Origin of the sequence: Streptococcus henryi DSM 19005 (assembly GCF_000376985.1) — a bacterium.
Lineage (GTDB): Bacteria > Bacillota > Bacilli > Lactobacillales > Streptococcaceae > Streptococcus > Streptococcus henryi.
The window spans coordinates 91,395-108,622 of sequence record NZ_AQYA01000029.1 but is presented as its reverse complement, the minus strand read 5'-3'; the positions used below and the strand labels follow the sequence as shown (position 1 = coordinate 108,622).

20 protein-coding genes are annotated in these 17,228 nt (G+C 39.0%); 3 read left to right on the top strand and 17 right to left on the bottom strand.

All coding sequences use genetic code 11. From position 1 onward, the window contains the following. Positions 1-335 precede the first annotated feature (335 nt). Together rpsU and miaA are read right to left on the bottom strand one after the other, a co-directional pair. Positions 336-512, bottom strand: a complete 177-nt coding sequence (gene rpsU, locus F601_RS0104580) for a 30S ribosomal protein S21 (RefSeq protein WP_000048058.1) — start codon at positions 510-512, stop codon at positions 336-338. A 60-nt stretch (positions 513-572) separates the two neighbouring features. Further along, positions 573-1,466, bottom strand: coding sequence for a tRNA (adenosine(37)-N6)-dimethylallyltransferase MiaA (gene miaA / locus F601_RS0104575; RefSeq protein ID WP_018164495.1), 894 nt, complete (start codon positions 1,464-1,466; stop codon positions 573-575). 159 nt (positions 1,467-1,625) lie between these two features. On the opposite strand from miaA, the gene F601_RS12875 reads away from it, so the two are divergent. Beyond that, a complete protein-coding gene (locus F601_RS12875) occupies positions 1,626-1,802 on the top strand; it encodes a DUF3042 family protein (protein WP_018164494.1) in 177 nt (58 codons plus the stop codon). A gap of 115 nt (positions 1,803-1,917) precedes the next feature. On the opposite strand, the gene F601_RS13485 is transcribed toward F601_RS12875, so the two are convergent. Further along, positions 1,918-2,106, bottom strand: coding sequence for a GNAT family N-acetyltransferase (locus tag F601_RS13485; RefSeq protein ID WP_248678591.1), 189 nt, complete (start codon positions 2,104-2,106; stop codon positions 1,918-1,920). Further along, on the bottom strand, positions 2,034-2,339 hold the full coding sequence (locus F601_RS12335) for a GNAT family N-acetyltransferase (RefSeq protein WP_018164493.1): 306 nt from the start codon (positions 2,337-2,339) through the stop codon (positions 2,034-2,036). The genes F601_RS13485 and F601_RS12335 overlap by 73 nt, the downstream gene beginning before the upstream one ends. 266 nt (positions 2,340-2,605) lie before the next feature. On the opposite strand from F601_RS12335, the gene ald reads away from it, so the two are divergent. Both ald and F601_RS0104545 read left to right on the top strand, forming a co-directional pair. Further along, complete coding sequence (gene ald, locus F601_RS0104550) at positions 2,606-3,703, top strand: alanine dehydrogenase (protein WP_018164490.1); 1,098 nt, start codon at positions 2,606-2,608, stop codon at positions 3,701-3,703. A 136-nt stretch (positions 3,704-3,839) separates the two neighbouring features. Continuing rightward, on the top strand, positions 3,840-4,145 hold the full coding sequence (locus F601_RS0104545) for a hypothetical protein (RefSeq protein ID WP_018164489.1): 306 nt from the start codon (positions 3,840-3,842) through the stop codon (positions 4,143-4,145). Positions 4,146-4,202: 57 nt separating this feature from the next. Here the strand turns inward: F601_RS0104545 and F601_RS0104540 are convergent, their stop codons facing one another. From F601_RS0104540 to F601_RS0104480, 13 genes are all read right to left on the bottom strand, one after another. Further along, the gene (locus F601_RS0104540; protein WP_018164488.1) at positions 4,203-4,430 is read right to left on the bottom strand and encodes a sulfurtransferase TusA family protein; all 228 of its coding nucleotides are present in this window, start codon (positions 4,428-4,430) and stop codon (positions 4,203-4,205) included. Positions 4,431-4,443: 13 nt separating this feature from the next. After that, a complete protein-coding gene (locus F601_RS0104535) occupies positions 4,444-5,475 on the bottom strand; it encodes a YeeE/YedE family protein (RefSeq protein WP_018164487.1) in 1,032 nt (343 codons plus the stop codon). 246 nt (positions 5,476-5,721) lie between these two features. Beyond that, entirely contained in the window at positions 5,722-6,456 is a 735-nt protein-coding gene (locus F601_RS0104530) for a PHP domain-containing protein (RefSeq protein WP_018164486.1), read from the bottom strand. Positions 6,457-6,687: 231 nt separating this feature from the next. Beyond that, complete coding sequence (gene alaS / locus F601_RS0104525; protein WP_018164485.1) at positions 6,688-9,306, bottom strand: alanine--tRNA ligase; 2,619 nt, start codon at positions 9,304-9,306, stop codon at positions 6,688-6,690. A gap of 252 nt (positions 9,307-9,558) precedes the next feature. Further along, complete coding sequence (locus F601_RS0104520; RefSeq protein ID WP_018164484.1) at positions 9,559-10,053, bottom strand: LURP-one-related/scramblase family protein; 495 nt, start codon at positions 10,051-10,053, stop codon at positions 9,559-9,561. A gap of 233 nt (positions 10,054-10,286) precedes the next feature. Further along, the gene (prsA, locus tag F601_RS0104515) at positions 10,287-11,303 is read right to left on the bottom strand and encodes a peptidylprolyl isomerase PrsA (protein WP_018164483.1); all 1,017 of its coding nucleotides are present in this window, start codon (positions 11,301-11,303) and stop codon (positions 10,287-10,289) included. 69 nt (positions 11,304-11,372) lie between these two features. Further along, complete coding sequence (locus tag F601_RS0104510; protein ID WP_018164482.1) at positions 11,373-12,074, bottom strand: O-methyltransferase; 702 nt, start codon at positions 12,072-12,074, stop codon at positions 11,373-11,375. A gap of 116 nt (positions 12,075-12,190) precedes the next feature. Beyond that, complete coding sequence (locus F601_RS0104505) at positions 12,191-12,808, bottom strand: HAD-IA family hydrolase (protein WP_018164481.1); 618 nt, start codon at positions 12,806-12,808, stop codon at positions 12,191-12,193. Between the two features lie 103 nt (positions 12,809-12,911). Beyond that, complete coding sequence (gene whiA, locus F601_RS0104500; protein ID WP_018164480.1) at positions 12,912-13,823, bottom strand: DNA-binding protein WhiA; 912 nt, start codon at positions 13,821-13,823, stop codon at positions 12,912-12,914. Then, positions 13,820-14,797 (bottom strand): YvcK family protein, encoded by a 978-nt coding sequence (locus tag F601_RS0104495; RefSeq protein ID WP_018164479.1) that lies wholly within the window; start codon positions 14,795-14,797, stop codon positions 13,820-13,822. The genes whiA and F601_RS0104495 overlap by 4 nt, the downstream gene beginning before the upstream one ends. Further along, positions 14,794-15,684: an RNase adapter RapZ gene (rapZ, locus tag F601_RS0104490; protein WP_018164478.1), complete on the bottom strand. Its 891-nt coding sequence runs from the start codon at positions 15,682-15,684 to the stop codon at positions 14,794-14,796. The genes F601_RS0104495 and rapZ overlap by 4 nt, the downstream gene beginning before the upstream one ends. A 36-nt stretch (positions 15,685-15,720) precedes the next feature. Next, complete coding sequence (locus F601_RS0104485; protein WP_018164477.1) at positions 15,721-16,485, bottom strand: DUF1003 domain-containing protein; 765 nt, start codon at positions 16,483-16,485, stop codon at positions 15,721-15,723. A gap of 57 nt (positions 16,486-16,542) precedes the next feature. Then, the gene (locus F601_RS0104480; protein ID WP_018164476.1) at positions 16,543-17,151 is read right to left on the bottom strand and encodes a TetR/AcrR family transcriptional regulator; all 609 of its coding nucleotides are present in this window, start codon (positions 17,149-17,151) and stop codon (positions 16,543-16,545) included. Positions 17,152-17,228: the final 77 nt, after the last annotated feature.

Genomic DNA, 17,228 nt, shown 5'->3' with positions numbered 1-17,228 from the left:
TAGGGATACTGTCCACGAAAAGACTGATGAGTCTAACTTCATGGTTCATGGGAATATCGTAAGCAAGATTTAGTTCCAAACTTAACTGATTTGTGTTATACTCTTTATACATAGTCATGGCTTTCTAATTGTTTTGTCGTTATTATAATTATAAACCATGACATAGGAAAACGAGCATCTCCAACTGCGGAAATGCCCGTTTTTTTTGTGTTCTGAAGCTAGTTTTTGCCCAGCCTCTTTTTGGTGCTATTAAAGTCATCCACTACAGTTGACAAAGAGCCCTTTTAAAACAAAAAAACTAGAGATAAAATCTCCAGTTTTCTCATATTCTAAAATTAGAATTTTTTACGTTTGCGAGCTGCTTCTGATTTACGTTTACGTTTTACAGAAGGTTTTTCGTAGAATTCACGTTTACGTGATTCTTGAAGAGTACCAGCTTTAGTTACAGAACGTTTGAAACGACGAAGTGCATCGTCAAGTGATTCATTTTTACGAACTACTGTTTTTGACATGTGTTTCACCTCCTCAAGATATTGTAACATTTTCACGTTCCATACTAGAATACCTGATTTTCAAGGCCTTGTCAAGAAATCTGAAACATTTTTTCTAACTTTTTCTTTATAGTCCTCTTGACCTACCATATAAAAATCAGCCTGCATACGATTACGGAACCAGGTCAACTGTCTTTTTGCGAAACGACGCGTGTTTTGTTTGAGCTTATCCAAGGCTTCATCAAGACTTTGTTCCCTAGCAAAATAAGGGAAAAGTTCCTTGTAACCAATAGCACGCGCAGCCTGGACCTGAGGATAGTTATCATATAGCCACTTAGCTTCTTCAAGCAAGCCGCCTTCAACCATAGCATCCACCCGCTGATTAATGCGCTCATAAAGGACTGGTCTTTCATCGTTTAGGGCAATAAGCAGAGCATCATAGTCTGTTTGACTGTTCTCCATATTTTGACCAAACTTGGCCAATTCAAGTGCCCTAATGGCGCGGCGGCGATTAAGTTGGGGAATATCAAGGTCCAGCTCTGCTATTTTTCCAAATAAATCTTGATCAGATAAACTTTCCAACTCTGTACGATAAGCCAAGAGCTCCTTCTGATCTAACTCCCCGCCTAAATGATAACCTTCCAGCAGGCTCTGTAAATAGAGACCAGTACCTCCCACAATAATAGGGAGCTTGCCACGGCTAGTAATATCATTGATTGCAGCCTTTGCTTCTTGGACAAAATCATAAACGGAGTAAGTCTCGTCCACATCTCGGACATCAATGAGATGATGGGTAGCCGCAGCTTGTTCCTCAGGGCTTGCTTTGGCTGTTCCAATGTCTAAATTTCGGTAGACTTGCTGGCTGTCACCGCTGATGATTTCACCATTAAATGCTTGGGCCAGTTCAATCCCAAGAGCTGTTTTTCCCACAGCTGTCGGCCCAACAACAGCAAGTATTTTGATTTTCTCTGACATGACATTCTCTTTCTGAAAATTTTCTCGGTCCTAAGCCTGATTTTTCTTTAAGTAAACATTTTCACTTGAAATTTAGGCTTTTTTTCGTTACCATTATTATAACATAAGATGAAGAGACTTCTCAAAGAGTCAAATTTTCTTCATCAAAAGGAGACTATTATGGCTAAAAAATTTTCATTCGTTAAAGGTTTGGCAACAGGCGTTGTCGCTACTGCTGCTACTGTAGCTTGTGCTGTTTTCGCTGTTAAGAAAACAATCATTGATCCAGAAGAAGAAAAAGCAGCTTTCATCCAAGAAAACCGCAAAAAAGCAGCACGCCGTCGCGTGTCACACTAATTCTATAAAAGAATCGTTCCAAAGTGGAGCGATTTTTTGTTTTTTAGTCATAAGATTAATCTCCACCCTAGCATTTGTCATCTAAGCTTATAGACATAAAAAGTATCATCGACATCTAAAAGTGGGAAATCATTTGGAAGAGAGCCTTTAAGAATTTTTTCAAAGCCATATTGCTGTGCTGATACAAAACGCTGAGTGGTGCCAAGGTAGATTTCTTCAATTCCTTCTTCTTTACAAAATCACCCAATGTATCAACCAACTGTTTACCAAGTCCTGATTTACGATAATCTTTAGCAACAAACATTTCTTCAAAGCAGCTCTGCCATTTTCCAAAGCAATTAATGCAATAGAGCCTACCACCTTTCCGTCTCCTTCAGCCAACCAAAATTGTCCGCCATTTTCTTGATAGTACTTGCCAATTTGAAGCAAGTCCGACTGTTGCTCTAGGCCAATATCTAAACCAAATTCTTCCTGCTGAATAGTTAAGATTAGCTTGATAAGTTCTTCTTGATAGCTATCTTCATATCTAATAATCATCTTTCACTTCCTTAAAAATTGATTTTTCTACTACAAAATTATTGGCAGATTGATTGACAATAATATCAAAAGAGGATTTATATGGCTCCATATTCAACCTCCCCAATTTTTCAAAATATTATAACAAAACCTTTAACCAAAGACAATCATATTTTAAAGACTGTTACTTTTGTCATTGAATTGTCAGTATCTTCTTACAATTTTTTAGTTGACTTGTTTTTGAGATTGTGTGACAATTATAATATTAAATGAAAGAGGTTTCAATAATGATAATTGGTATTCCAAAAGAAATTAAAAATAATGAAAATCGTGTCGGTATTACACCATCAGGTGTTTTGACACTAAAACAAGCCGGACATGATGTTTGGGTTGAAAAAGGTGCCGGACTTGGTTCTGGTTTTTCAGATGAACAGTACACTGAACAAGGAGCTATTATTAAGAATAGTGCTGAAGAAACTTGGGCTGCCGATATGGTATTAAAAGTAAAGGAACCATTAGAAAGTGAATATAAATTCTTCCGTCCTGGACTCCTGCTCTTCACTTATCTCCATCTAGCACCCGCACCTGAATTAACACAAGCTTTACTTGATGGTGATGTTATTGCTATCGGATATGAGACAGTTGTTGACAACGGCACTTTGCCACTACTAAATCCTATGAGTGAGGTTGCTGGCCGTATGGCTACACAACTAGGTGCACACTTCCTTACAAAGATTGAAGGTGGATCAGGAATTCTCCTTGGAGGAGTACCTGGTGTTAAGAAAGGTAATGTTGTCATTGTTGGCGGAGGAAATGTCGGAGTTAATGCTGCACAAATGGCTGTAGGTCTCGGAGCAAATGTAACCATCCTTGATATCAATCCAAAACGTCTTGCTGAGCTCGACACACAATTTGATGGTAAAGTACAAACCCTTATGTCTAATCCACTAAACATCGCCGAAAGCGTTAAAGAGGCTGACTTACTGATTGGCGCTGTACTTATCCCTGGCGCGCGCGCTCCAAAATTAGTCACTAAAGAGATGGTTGCTACAATGAAACCTGGCTCAGTTATTATTGATGTAGCAGTTGACCAAGGTGGTATCATTGAAACAGCTGACCGTGTGACAACACATGACAATCCAACTTATCTTGTTGACGGAGTTGTTCACTATGCTGTTGCAAATATGCCTGGAGCAGTTGCCCGTACATCTACACTTGCCCTAACAAATGCAACAATTCCTTACGTACTTGAACTTGCGAATAAAGGAGCTGATAGAGCTATTGCTGAAAGTTCTGCCCTACGTACTGGACTTAACATTTATCGAGGAAAAATCGCAAACAAAGCTGTTGCCGATTCCCTAGGCTTATACTTCTTCGACATGTAATTAAAAACTTGCATCTCACGAAAGCTATAATGTGTGCTACCAAAGCTTAATTTTTATAAGAATAATAGCAAAGCAGATGTTTTCGCTTTCTCGCTCTGCTATGTTACAATAAATAAAAACAAGCAAGGAGCTCCACATGACCTATGAACTTTGTCTCGAATACGGCACTTATCCACTAACACTTGTCGATGCTTACCTTGGTCAAGACCAAGAGGCACCTGACTTTATTTCAGAAGATGCCGAACTCATTGAGAAAATTGATACAATGAATGAACTCTTTCATGAGCTATTTCTAACCATCGAGTGCCAATTTCACTACATTGGTTCTGAATTTCCTGAAAAACGTGCTCAGATTAAAGACTTATACCAAGAAGTTACTGATATCTTAAAGAAAAAATACAGTGACTACGATATCAAAATTGAGCACTTTATCTTACATTAAAGACATACTACAAAAAGTTGACCCACAAATTGTGAAGGTCAACTTTTTTATGATCTACTATGCTTTTTGTACAACGATTTCCCAAGATGCTTGACCAATTTGCTCAAATCGGGTTACTGGATAATCATTTTCAGCAGCCCAATTGGGAATGCTTTCAGTTGCCTGCGTACAGTCAAACTTAATGAGCAGTTCATCACCAATCTCTAGCTCTGCCATTTTCTTTTTAGCGTCGATGAGGGGGAAGGGACAAACCAATCCGCCTGTTTCGAGTTTTACTAAAGCCATAATTTCTTTCCTCCTACTGTTTGTTAGGTTTAACAAAGACAAAATACGATGCAGTCCACACTCCAAGAATAGTCACTGGTAGCGCAATCCAACCTTTTGTTGAGAAAACTGCAGTTGCTGTCAGTCCATTACCAATGGTACATCCGCCAGCCCATGCTGCTCCGATTCCCATGAGAATACCACCACTAACACTCTTACCTAAGGTTTTAATGTCAGGTAAGCGCCAGCGAAATTCTCCCGAACCCTTAGCAGCCAAATAAGAACCAACTAAGATCCCAAGAACAAGGAATACTCCCCAATTCAATAGAGAAGAATCGCCAGTTGTAATATAGGTAATGAGGTTAGCAGACGGTGTCGTGATTCCCAAGCCACCAACACGGCCAGTAATCTCACTTGCAGGCCAAGCAATTAAAGCAATAAGGCCGATAATAAAACCTGCTAAGTACTTATGATAGGTTTTTTCAAATAAGTAATGACGGATTCCAGTGTGTTTCGGCGGCAATGTCGCCACGACTTTTTTAGGTTTTCTAACTTCTCTGTAGATAATATATCCAGTAATTAAGACAAGCAAAGCTAGAAAATACCAAACTGAGATCCCTAAACTTCCAGCTAAATCCTCATTGATTACCCAATGTTTAGCAATCAGTTGATTTAATGGAAGGAGCGAACCTTTCTTCATGCTAGCTGCGCTTAACATATAGAAGAAAAGAGCCACCCAACTACCAATTAATCCCTCACCAGCTCGATACCATGTACCAGTTGCACAACCACCAGCCAAGACAATACCGATACCAAACAAAAATGAACCGACTAGCGCTCCCAATACTGAAAAATCTTCATAAGGATTAGAGACAATCCCAAACTTTACAAGAGTGAGAACACCAATACTTTGAACCGTAATAGCAATCAAGAAAGCATTGAAAAGAGTAAAATTCTTAGCAATGTACATATCACGGAAACCGCCTGTCATACAAAAACGAGTCCTCTGTAAAACAAAACCAAATATCAAACCAACTAAACCACCAGAAATGATTGTTAAAGCCATAAAAACCTCCTTTTTTGTTGTTTTTTATATCTTAACAAATCAAGTGAAAGCTGGGAAATCTATATTATTTATATCTGGTTATCAGAAAAATATATAGTGGGGAGGTGATTAAAGCATATAAATTATTTTTTAAACAACAAAAAGAGCTTGGAATTCCAAACTCTTTATAATTGATAATATATCTGCCTTGCAGATTAGAAACAAAACTTCAACTGACTATTGATGTTACAATTCAAATTTTAAAAGTCAAATTATCTCCCCTTCTCCTATCCCTTTTTCATCCAAGATTTCTTGAATACGGTCAAATTTAAGGCGGAAGTGTTCCAGTTTGTGACCGTCAGAACCGATTGAATATTTGTGGCAACCCAACTCTTTAACCAAGTCTAGGGCATAGAGATAGAGATGCTCATGGTCATAGAGGTACATGGATTTGCTGTTGAGTTCGAAAGCCAAATCATGGTCAATCATTTTTTGAAAAATGCGGCGGAGCTGGTCTTCATAGGTCTTTAATTCATCAACACTGACTTGGAAAAGACGGAAGCCATAGTCGAAATGCGCCAGCACATCAGCTTCCACGCGCCCAATGGCATATTCTAGCTTGTCCAAGTATTCTTGAATAATGGCATCTTTATCCATGTCTGCTACTTCATCATCTAAATAGTCGTTAGTACCATTATGGTGGACGGACAAGAGTTTGAGGTCATAGTCTTTGCCATCTAGGAAGCTGATGATATCTGCTTCTCGCGGTTGGTAGTAGCCGATTTCAATGCCACGCTTGATGCGGTTGTCATAGCTTTTGTTGAGCTCTGCTATTTCTGCCGAATAAGCCTCATAATCGGGAACATCATCCTGCTTAGTGTAGGGATTAGACAGGTCGTAGTGCTCAGTCGTCACAATGCTACCATCGTAATTATCCAAATAATCTTTAAAATCTGCATCAGAATCGTATGAAAAATGGGTATGTAGGTGGTTGTCGCGCATAATCTTCTCCTTTGGGCTTTTCTTACATTATACTCTATTTTTGAGAAAAGAAAAGGGAGTGGGACAGAACTCGACAAGTGTAAAAGAGTTCGTAGTCCCACCCCCGCTAGGCCTAGTAAGATAGTTCGAGCTTTGAAAAAGCGAAGGATTATCCACTAGGCTACTGCGTCTTGGTCATATTCCGAAAATTTATTACAGTGGCTTGGACTTGAGCCCAGCCTCCTATAATAATTACAAGTTTTCAGCCACTGCTGCAAGAAGAGCGTCGATTGCTGAAGCATCTGAACCACCGGCCATGGCCATGTCTGGTTTACCACCACCGCGACCTGACACGATTGGTGCCAAGACTTTGATGAGGTTGCCGGCATGAACATCCTTAGACTTGCTTGCCACAAGGACATTAACTTTCTCACCGATAGCTGCTACAAGGACTAAGACATCAGAGTAGTCTTTTTGTTTCCAGTTGTCTGCGAAGGTACGAAGGGCACCTGCATCTGAAACAGAGACTTGGCTTGCGATGTAGCGCACAGCTCCAGCTTCTTTGACATCTTTGAAGACATCACCAGCTGCCGCTGCTGCTGCTTTTTCTTTAAGCTCTGCATTTTCTTTTTGTAAATGGCGGAGCTCTTCAGCAAGACTAGCTACCTTGTTTGACACTTCCTTGATTTGTGGAGATTTGACTGTAGCTGCAATAGCACGCAAAGCGTCCTCTTCTTCACGGTAGGCTAAGAAAGCTTCACGGCTTGTTACAGCAAGGATACGGCGAGTTCCTGAACCAATACCTTCTTCTTTGACAATCTTGAAGAGTCCGATTTCAGAAGTGTTCTTGATGTGGGTACCACCACAAAGTTCTACTGAATAGTCACCGATTGTAACAACGCGAACATTCTTACCATATTTTTCACCAAAGAGGGCCATGGCTCCCATTGATTTGGCAGTATCAATGTCTGTTTCGATAGTCTCAACAGGGATAGCATTCCAGATTTGCTCATTGACTTCTTCTTCAATGCGGCGAAGTTCTTCAGCCGTTACAGCTTCAAAGTGAGTGAAGTCAAAACGTAAGAAGTCAACTTCGTTCAATGAACCCGCTTGAGTTGCGTGTTCTCCGATAACATTGTGAAGAACTGCGTGGAGCAAGTGAGTCGCTGTGTGGTTTTTCATGACACGGTGACGACGGCTGCTATCGATTTCAAGTGTGTAGCTTGTTCCTACTGACAAGCTAGCTAAGACTTCAACTGTATGAAGGGCCTGACCATTTGGTGCTTTTTGAACGTCAGTCACGCGGGCAACTGTATCGCCTTTATCGTTTTTGATAAGACCGTGGTCAGCAACTTGTCCACCCATTTCAGCATAGAATGGTGTTTCCGCAAAAACAAGAAGGGCTTGACCTTCAGAAACAGCTTCTGAGCGTTCATTGTCAGTAATGATAACTGAAAGTGTGCTTTCTAGAGTTTCCTTTTCATAGTTGAAGACTGAAGACTCAACAATACCAGCCAGGGTTTCGTTTTGCATCCCCATTGAACCGCCTTTGACAACAGCTGCACGGGCACGGTCTTGTTGTTCTTTCATAGCTGCTTTGAATCCTTGGTGGTCAATCTTATAACCGGCATCTTCTGCTAATTCCTCAGTCAATTCAACTGGGAACCCATAGGTATCGTAAAGTTTGAAGATATCTTTTCCTTCAAGCGTGTCTTTTCCAGCTTCTTTAAGCTGCGCAAGCAATTGATCCAAATGACCTGAACCAGCATCGATAGTACGAGCAAAGGTCTCTTCTTCGCGTTTAACGATTTTCTCGATGAAATCACGTTTTTCAAGGACTTCTGGGTAGTAAGATTCCATGATTTGACCAACTGTCACAACCAATTTATAAAGGAATGTTTCATTGATACCAAGACGGCGACCGTGCATAACGGCACGACGGAGAAGACGACGAAGAACGTAGCCACGGCCTTCATTTCCTGGAAGGGCACCATCACCGATAGCAAAGGCAAGCGCACGAATGTGGTCAGCAATGACCTTGAAGCTCATGTTGTCGCCATTTGGATCGTAAGTTTTACCAGAAAGCTTTTCAACTTCACGGATGATTGGCATGAAGAGGTCCGTTTCAAAGTTAGTTTTAGCCCCTTGCATCACGGCTGCCAAACGTTCCAAACCAGCTCCCGTATCAATATTTTTGTTAGGAAGTTCTTTGTATTCTGAACGTGGCACAGCTGGATCAGCATTAAATTGTGACAAAACGATATTCCAGATTTCGATATAACGGTCGTTTTCGATATCTTCTTCAAGAAGACGGATGCCGATGTTTTCTGGGTCAAAGTCTTCACCACGGTCAAAGAAAATTTCGGTATCTGGTCCTGAAGGCCCAGCACCAATTTCCCAGAAGTTATCTTCGATTGGAACCAAGTGATCTGGCTCAACTCCGCAAGCAATCCAGCGGTTGTATGAATCTTTATCGTCTGGATAGTAAGTCATATAGAGCTTATCTTTAGGGAAATCAAACCAGTCTGAACTAGTCAAGAGCTCAAAGCCCCACTCGATAGCCTCATCACGGAAATAATCACCGATTGAGAAGTTACCAAGCATTTCAAACATAGTGTGGTGACGAGCAGTCTTACCAACATTTTCAATGTCATTGGTACGGATTGATTTTTGAGCATTGGTAATACGTGGATTTTCAGGAATGACAGATCCATCAAAGTATTTTTTAAGGGTCGCAACTCCAGAGTTAATCCAAAGCAAAGTTGGGTCATTTACTGGAACCAAGTTGGCAGAAGGCTCAACAGAGTGCCCCTTAGACTTCCAAAAGTCTAACCACATTTGACGAATCTGAGCAGAAGATAATTGTTTCATAGTATAAGATACCAAGCCCGATTAGAAGGCGACTGAAAAATAGGAAACTGGCGGGAAATCCTGATTTCCCAGACAGTTTATCTTTTTTCCGAGCCTTCCGGGCGGGTTCAGTTTAGCATATTAACTAAACTAAACTTCCTTTCTTTTAGTGTTTTTTTGTCATTTGAAAGAATTCAGAAACTGACAATCACAGGACGAATTCATTGACTTTCTTTTGGATATATATTATTTGAGAAGTTTATTTTCAAGACATTAATTTGAGGCTGAGGAGCTTGCGGCCTGTTGTTCTTTGACATAGTCAATTGCAATAACCAGTGAAATGACCAAGCCCGCATATGAATCCTCGTATACTTCAACATTATAGGTAGATGTCATACGCAGCCATTCTTGTGAAATTCTAGCAATTTCTTGACCATTCTTTCTTAGAACGAAATCCATATCCCAGATATTTCCTTGGACTTCAATTCCCAACCCTTCAATAGTATAGCGAGGTTTAAAAAAAGTGAATTCTTTTTTGATGGTAAATGATCTTCCATCAGCCAAGATAACATCGAATTTGGGTAAAAAAGTCATAAATTGTTTATCAATCTTGCTGACTAAATTCCCCTGCATATCGGAAATCGTAAAAGACTTAGGTATTTTAAAGAAAGATCCTTCAACGAGATATGTAGGAATACCTAACTCGTCTGAAATGGTAAATTTCCCACCGAGTGACCACATTTTTTGCTTAACCTGAAAAGTTTTCATTTCAACCTCCAATGCAAAAAAAGACAAGTTCACTTCACGAAGGGCGAAAAACCGCGGTACCACCTTCATTCAATGAACTTGTCATTCTCATTATGTCTTAAATTGTTAAACTGAGTAGCATGTTTTCCTACCATCCATGGCTCGCAGCAACCGCCATTTTTCTGAATCTGGTTTATTGGAAGACAATTCTCAATAATTTATTATACTTATTTTTACGTCCTTGGTCAAGCAAATTATTCAGCTGATGAACTTTCTGTTGACTCTTCAGTTGTTGAAGATGTTGAAGTTATTGAAGATGATGAGCTTGCTGTACTATCAGTTGACGCATATTGTGACAAGATGCTTGCAAAGGCATCATCTTTAACTTTAACGTTTGATTTTTCAAGTGCTTTCGCAATTACAGTATTTTGGAAGTTAGAATCACTTTGGTATTTAGCCATAAGAATTTTCTTCAAACGTTTTTTGTAAGTTTTCCAATCTGAGTCTTTTTCAGTTTTCTCAGTTGTTTTCACAATATAATATGAATATGTGTAAGTTGAAGAATCAAGAACTGAGATGACATCAGAAATACCGTCCTTGTCCTGACTGAAAGCAGCTGACATAACATCACTTGGCAAGTCAGTGTCTGCAGAGTCAAAGGTATATTTGACTTTTTTATCAGTATCAGTTGTTTTCTCTGTAGCAATTTTCTCAAAATCAGCTCCATCTGCTTTTACAGATTCCAAAACTGAATTTGCTGTTTCTTCGTCTGACAACTTGATAACAAGCGCTGTTGTATCAGGGTTGTAAGTCTCATAAGCAGATTTGTAGTTTTCAGTTGTTAGTTCTTTTTTGGCTGCTTGTTCAACAGCATATTCAACTAACTTAGTCGTACGAATTTGTTGTTTATAAGAATCACTTGTTAATCCAGCTGACGCTAGTGCTTCTGAGAAAGAATCTCCGTATGATGCTGCTGTAGTATTGTAAGCATCAGTTACGTCTTTATCAGACACTTTATCACCATACTGTTGTTCAAAGACACGTGTCAAAACAAGTGTAAGCATTGATTGTTGAGCTGATGAAGTTGTTTTAACATCATTGTAAAAATCAGAAACAGTGATAGTATCACCTTTAAGTGTAATCAAGTTAGTATCTTCTGAATTACCGCCTTTTACAGCCAAATATGTAACTCCTGATGCTAATAGCGCTGTAACAGCTACTGTAGCAATTCCTGTAACAGCTTTATTCAAGCCTTTTCCGTTTTTTGCCATTTAATAAGACTCCTTAATTTGTCATTAACTCTATTATTGTACCACATTTTCTTAAAATTGCCTTAACTTTTACAAGCTAATCTGCTCTGCATTTTTTCGAATCATAAGTAGGCCATCACCAAGGGGAACTAGTGTTGCTGTCAAATCTGGATTTTTTAGGGTTGCATCAAATAAATTTTGAAGCCCACGGTAGATGGTTCTTTGGCCTCGTCTCACTTCCATAATCGGCTTAGCAACATCTCCTCCTTGGAAAATATCATCTAAGACAACAACTCCTCCAACTTCCAATTTTTGTAAAACTTCTGGCAAGAAAACAATATATTTAGATTTTGCAGAGTCCATAAAGACAAAATCAAAAGTCTCATCTAGTGTTGAGAGCATATCAACTGCATCTCCTTCAACCAAAGTAATTTGATTACGGACATCGTACTTTGAAAAGTTTTCCTTAGCAAAGCCAATCATCTCCTCATTTCGGTCAATTGTTGTAATTTTTGCATCCGGTGCATTATCTGCCATTAATAGAGCAGAAAAACCAATGGCTGTCCCAATTTCTAAAATTTTCTTGGGTTGCATTGTTTGCATTAACAGTCGGAAATAAGAAACGGTTTCGTGGGGGATTATAGGAATATTTTCTTTTCGTGCAAAAGCTTCTAATTCAGCCAAATGTCCTTCATTTTCCTTTTGACGTGTTCTCATAAAATGAACAATATTTTCAGATACAACTGGACGTCGCATGTTATGATTAGCATTTTTACTGTATGATTTAACCAAATTCTCTCTCTTTTCTATAAGGTTTTGACTAGAAACGTCAACTTTTCTATTATATCAAAAATATCAAAAGTGAAAAGGAGCAACTGACACATTACTCCTAATTGAATCTTTAAACTTTATTCACCAAAAATATCAATAATTTGAGATAAGTTCTCAATTTTTTGATTGATTTTTGATTCTGGCTGCCCTAAATTAATAGATTGTATTCCAGAATTTTCAGCAACCTCAACATCCAATCTGCGATCTCCGATATAGTAGGTCTGCTCCTTGTCCAAATCATACTTTTCAATCAGATAGTCCACCCCCTGAGGATGAGGCTTACGGATAAATCCATTAGCCGAGGTAATAACTTCCGTGAAATATTGGTCAATTCCCAATCGAGCCAGCACTGCTCCTGTTGTCGCACCTTTATGGGTATAGATAAAAAGTTGAATTCCTTTTTCTTTGGTAAATTGCAGAGCTTCTTTGGCATGTGGCATGAGATTAATCATGTGGTCACGCGCTTCTTGTTCACGGTTAAAAAAGCGCAGCAATTCTTCAAAAGGCAAATTATGCTCCGCTGCTAAACGTCGAAGGAGAGCACCGACGGACTCTTTTATTATAAAATCAAAAACGAAGTCTTCATCAAGTTCAATTTGATAAGCCTCATAAAGTAGGACCAGTACTTCTCTTATAGCGTCGTAAGACTCGACTAAAGTACCATCAAAATCCCAGATAAAGGTTATCTTGTGCAATTTTTCTTACCCCCCTTTCTTTCTGATTATTGTTTCTATTGAGGATTAATAGTCAAATAAATACGAGTCTAGGGTCATTCTTGTCCTAGACTCTTTCTTTATGTTACAGTTCTTCCGCAATTTTGTTCAGCCTGCGCAAACGATGGTTTACACCACTCTTTGTTAAAGGCGGTTCCATATTGTCTGCAAGCTGCTGGATTGAAGAATCTGGATTAGCAACGCGAATTTGAGCGATCTGCTGCAATTCAATGGGTAAACTTTCTAATCCTACAGTATCCATAATCTTTATGATATTGTTTATGGTCTTCATGCTAGCTGTAATAGTTTTTGCAATATTGGCCGTTTCCGCATTATTTGCTCGGTTGACATCATTACGAGTTTCACGCATAATCTTTACTTCTTCAAAGGCTTGACGGCAATCCATAGCATCAATAACGATTAAGAAGTCCATAATGTCTTCAGCTTTTTGTAAATAGGTAACAGCACCATTTTTATGTTCAATCACCTTAGCATCCAGCATGAATTTTCGCATCAAAGAGGCTAAGTCTTCTGCGTGATCCTGATAAACTGAAAAGATTTCTAATTGGTATTTCCCTGATTCAGGATCTCTGATTGTACCTGTTGCCAGAAAGGCTCCGCGAAGGTAGGAACGTCCTTTATCATCGTTTTCAAGGATACTTGGTTTAATACCAGTTTCAATGCCAAAAAAGGAATCAGCTAATTGCAAGTCTGACAATATCTCGTTAACATCTTTATCAATAAAAACGGTGTATACACGATTCTTTTTGAGATTTGTTTTTTGATGGTATTTGATTTCAGGTACAACGTTATAAATGCCTTCAATAAGGTTATAGATGTGTCTGGCTATTTTAGCATTTTCAGTTGTTATTGAAAGTGTCAAGCCTTGGCCTGTTAGTCCGAGACTTCCTGACATTTTGATAATTGCTGACAACTCACTCTTATCAATTCCACTTTGACTGAGGATTTCTTCTTTAACTTTTATCGTAAAACTCATAAATGTTTAATCCTCACTAAATTCATCAATTCTTCAACTACTGAGTCGCCATGGTGAAAAGCTCCGCCATTTTTCAAATGCAAAAAATTCGAAGAAATAACGCGCTTGGCTAATTGACGTAAGCCATTAAAATCATGCTCAACTTGGACTAAATACTCATCGAATTTATTGGAATTCATGTAATCTTGTGGCACTTTTTCAATATTAACCAAAACTGAGTCAATAACATCCACACCTAGGTGGCGGTTAAGAACAGCTACATGGTCTGCATCTGTGAAATGCTCGGTTTCACCATGTTGTGTCATGATGTTACATACGTAGGCCACTTCTGCCTTTGTCTCTAGCAAGGCTTGTTTAATTTCTGGAATAACAAGGTTTGGCAAGATTGAAGTGTAGAGAGAGCCTGGTCCGAGAACAATCATGTCACTGTTCATGATAGCATCAACCACTTTTCGACTGGCTGAAGGTTCTTCTTCATTGTATGTATTTGTCACGTAGACGTGGTCAATCATACCTTGGTAATTTGCGATGTTACTTTCGCCTACCACTTCATGACCATCTTTAAAGACAGCGTGCAGGGTCAAGGGGTTTTCACTGGCAGGATAAATTTTTCCAGTTACGTGGAAGAATTTTGTCAGTATTTGCATAGCATTATAAGTTGACCCCTGCATTTCTGCAATTCCTGCAATGATAAGGTTTCCTAGGGGGTGACCTGAAAGAGCACCATCTCCATCTTGAAAACGATATTGAAAGATTTTTTCATAAAACTTTGGCATGTCACTCATGGCAACAAGAACATTTCGCAAATCACCTGGCGGTGTCAACTGCATGACAGAACGAAGTTCTCCTGATGAACCACCATCATCAGCAACAGTAACTATAGCTGTAATCTCTACGTCTTCATGACGCAGGCTATTGAGGATAACAGGGATACCCGTTCCACCCCCGATAACAGTTATTTTTGGTTTTTTCATGAACGGTTCACAGTCTCCTTACGGCGATCTTTATCACGGTGTGTCTCATTGACAGACCAGTCGTCTTTTAAGTCAGCAGCTAAACGGTGTGCAAAGGCGGTGCTTCGGTGTTGACCACCTGTACATCCAATTGCAATGGTTAAAACAGTCTTACCTTCCTTCTGATAACCAGGCAGAATGGGTTTAATTAATGCTGATAAATGTTGATAGAATTCTTGAGAGGACTCATGACTCATAACATAATCATAAACTGGTTCATCGAGACCTGTTAAATCACGCAACTCAGGTTTATAATACGGATTTGGCAAAAAGCGAACATCAAAAACTAAGTCTGCATCAAGGGGCAAGCCATATTTAAATCCAAAACTCATGACTTCAATACGAAATGATGTTTGGTTGCGGTCACCAGAAAACTCCTCTGAAATGGTCTTGCGTAATTGGCGCGGTGTTAGCTCAGTAGTGTCAACAACATTCTGACTAAGACTCTTCAATGGTGCTAACAGTTCACGTTCAAGCTTAATTCCATCTAGAATACGACCATCAGCAGCTAGAGGGTGACTCCTGCGAGTTTCTTTATAACGAGAAACTAATTCACCATCTGTTGCGTCTAAGAATAAAATCTTAAAGTCAATATTTTCATTGGATTCAATCTTATCTAAAACAGACGTGATTTCATTGAAAAATAAGCGACTGCGCATATCGACCACTAATGCTACTTGGTTGTTATCATTAGCTTGTTCAATCAAATCCAAAAATTTTGGCATCAAAGTGGGTGGCATATTATCAATTGTAAAATAGCCTAAATCCTCAAAAGACTGAATGGCTACAGTCTTTCCTGCCCCACTCATCCCAGTAACAATAACTAAATTTAATTTACTTTTTGTCATTTTTTCTCCTCTCGCTGTTTCTTTTACAATAAGCACTTACTCTACTTTATCTTCTTTATTTTTTAATGACTCCGAGAGCACCTGGTAATTCCTCTCTAGAGTATCTAACTGAGCGGTAATGTCAGCTAGCATCTCAGTTTGCAACTTTTGAATTTCTAATAAGTCAGATTGATCTTGCAAAACCAAGTGATCTATTTTAGCGTGCAATAGACGAATCCCTTCCTCGGATTTACGATTGACACCGTAATCATTCTTTGCTTGTAGTCTATCGTAATCAGAAGCTCGATTTTGACTCATCATAATTAGCGGAGCTTGTATAGCCGCAAGGGTTGACAAGGCTAAATTAAGCAAGATAAAAGGGTAAGCATCAAAAGAAAGACCAAAAGGATTGATAACATTAAAAGCCATCCATACTATCATTAGTAAGACAAAGGAAATTATAAAGGTCCAAGAACCTCCAAAACGAGCAACCAAATCAGCGACCTTCTGTCCAAAAGTCACCTTACTATCCCACTCTTCTTGGACATCGAGAGCTTGATAATCTTGATGTTTTGAAACATCAAAGACTGTTTCTCTAACAAAGTCATTCTTGCGGTTAGCTTTGTCAATAACTTGCTGTGCAAATAACAAGCGATATTTTGCTAAATTCGGATAACTGATAAAACTTTGAGCAGTTAAGTTTGGATGATCATGTAAGATAATCTGCTGCAAACGACTATTGAGTTCTGAAAGAAATACTCCTTCAGCTAGCTTTTTCTTCTTACCATCAACTGCATCAATTAGATATTCCTCTTCTACCATTGTGCTCCTTCTTTCATTAGCCTATTATAGCAGAAACTCACTGAATTCTCAGTGTTTTTACTCTCTATTTATAGTAATTCCCATAACTGTCAAATGACCATTACTGATTAAGGTAATAACAAGACGAGCAAGTTCTTTTGCCGGCATAGAGAAACCCGATTTAATCCACCAAGCTAGCGTCCCAGTAAAAATACTGGTCAAATAAGAAACGATAAAGTCAGTTGGAACAGGTTGACCGGACTCTGTCACATTGAGTTTGCTCAAAATGTGGGCATATTTTTGTCTGACCATGTCTCCAAAATTTTTCTGCATCAATTCTTGTGAGACACCCTTGAGCGCCAACTGAGCCAAAGAAGAATTTATTTCCAAGGCATGGTAAAAGTTGAACAACAATTCTTCCGCTTTTTTGACCATAACTGTGTCCTCGGTCGCCACTTGTGCCGCATCAATCATATCAGACATTTGCTGCAAGAGTTGATCTTGAATCCCTTTTTGGAGAGCATCTTTATCAGCATAATGGGTATAAAAAGTTGCACGATTAATCATTGCTTCATCAGCAATATCCTGTACAGTAATTTTCTCATAATCCTTCTGACTTAGTAATTTCGTGAAGGCATCAAAAATCAATTTTTCCGTTCTTAAGTAACGAATATCAGTTAGTTTCATTTTTTCCTCCGAGATAATCAACAGATTGTTGACTAAGTGTTGTTTAAACAACAGATTACCAAAAATCAACGATTGCA

Excerpts from the sequence above, each read along its gene's own strand:
- rpsU (WP_000048058.1), bottom strand. The coding sequence starts at position 512 with ATGTCAAAAACAGTAGTTCGTAAAAATGAATCACTTGACGATGCACTT.
- miaA (WP_018164495.1), bottom strand. The coding sequence starts at position 1,466 with ATGTCAGAGAAAATCAAAATACTTGCTGTTGTTGGGCCGACAGCTGTG.
- F601_RS12875 (WP_018164494.1), top strand. The coding sequence starts at position 1,626 with ATGGCTAAAAAATTTTCATTCGTTAAAGGTTTGGCAACAGGCGTTGTC.
- F601_RS13485 (WP_248678591.1), bottom strand. The coding sequence starts at position 2,106 with ATGTTTGTTGCTAAAGATTATCGTAAATCAGGACTTGGTAAACAGTTG.
- F601_RS12335 (WP_018164493.1), bottom strand. The coding sequence starts at position 2,339 with ATGATTATTAGATATGAAGATAGCTATCAAGAAGAACTTATCAAGCTA.
- ald (WP_018164490.1), top strand. The coding sequence starts at position 2,606 with ATGATAATTGGTATTCCAAAAGAAATTAAAAATAATGAAAATCGTGTC.
- F601_RS0104545 (WP_018164489.1), top strand. The coding sequence starts at position 3,840 with ATGACCTATGAACTTTGTCTCGAATACGGCACTTATCCACTAACACTT.
- F601_RS0104540 (WP_018164488.1), bottom strand. The coding sequence starts at position 4,430 with ATGGCTTTAGTAAAACTCGAAACAGGCGGATTGGTTTGTCCCTTCCCC.
- F601_RS0104535 (WP_018164487.1), bottom strand. The coding sequence starts at position 5,475 with ATGGCTTTAACAATCATTTCTGGTGGTTTAGTTGGTTTGATATTTGGT.
- F601_RS0104530 (WP_018164486.1), bottom strand. The coding sequence starts at position 6,456 with ATGCGCGACAACCACCTACATACCCATTTTTCATACGATTCTGATGCA.
- alaS (WP_018164485.1), bottom strand. The coding sequence starts at position 9,306 with ATGAAACAATTATCTTCTGCTCAGATTCGTCAAATGTGGTTAGACTTT.
- F601_RS0104520 (WP_018164484.1), bottom strand. The coding sequence starts at position 10,053 with ATGAAAACTTTTCAGGTTAAGCAAAAAATGTGGTCACTCGGTGGGAAA.
- prsA (WP_018164483.1), bottom strand. The coding sequence starts at position 11,303 with ATGGCAAAAAACGGAAAAGGCTTGAATAAAGCTGTTACAGGAATTGCT.
- whiA (WP_018164480.1), bottom strand. The coding sequence starts at position 13,823 with ATGAGTTTTACGATAAAAGTTAAAGAAGAAATCCTCAGTCAAAGTGGA.
- F601_RS0104495 (WP_018164479.1), bottom strand. The coding sequence starts at position 14,797 with ATGAAAAAACCAAAAATAACTGTTATCGGGGGTGGAACGGGTATCCCT.
- rapZ (WP_018164478.1), bottom strand. The coding sequence starts at position 15,684 with ATGACAAAAAGTAAATTAAATTTAGTTATTGTTACTGGGATGAGTGGG.
- F601_RS0104485 (WP_018164477.1), bottom strand. The coding sequence starts at position 16,485 with ATGGTAGAAGAGGAATATCTAATTGATGCAGTTGATGGTAAGAAGAAA.
- F601_RS0104480 (WP_018164476.1), bottom strand. The coding sequence starts at position 17,151 with ATGAAACTAACTGATATTCGTTACTTAAGAACGGAAAAATTGATTTTT.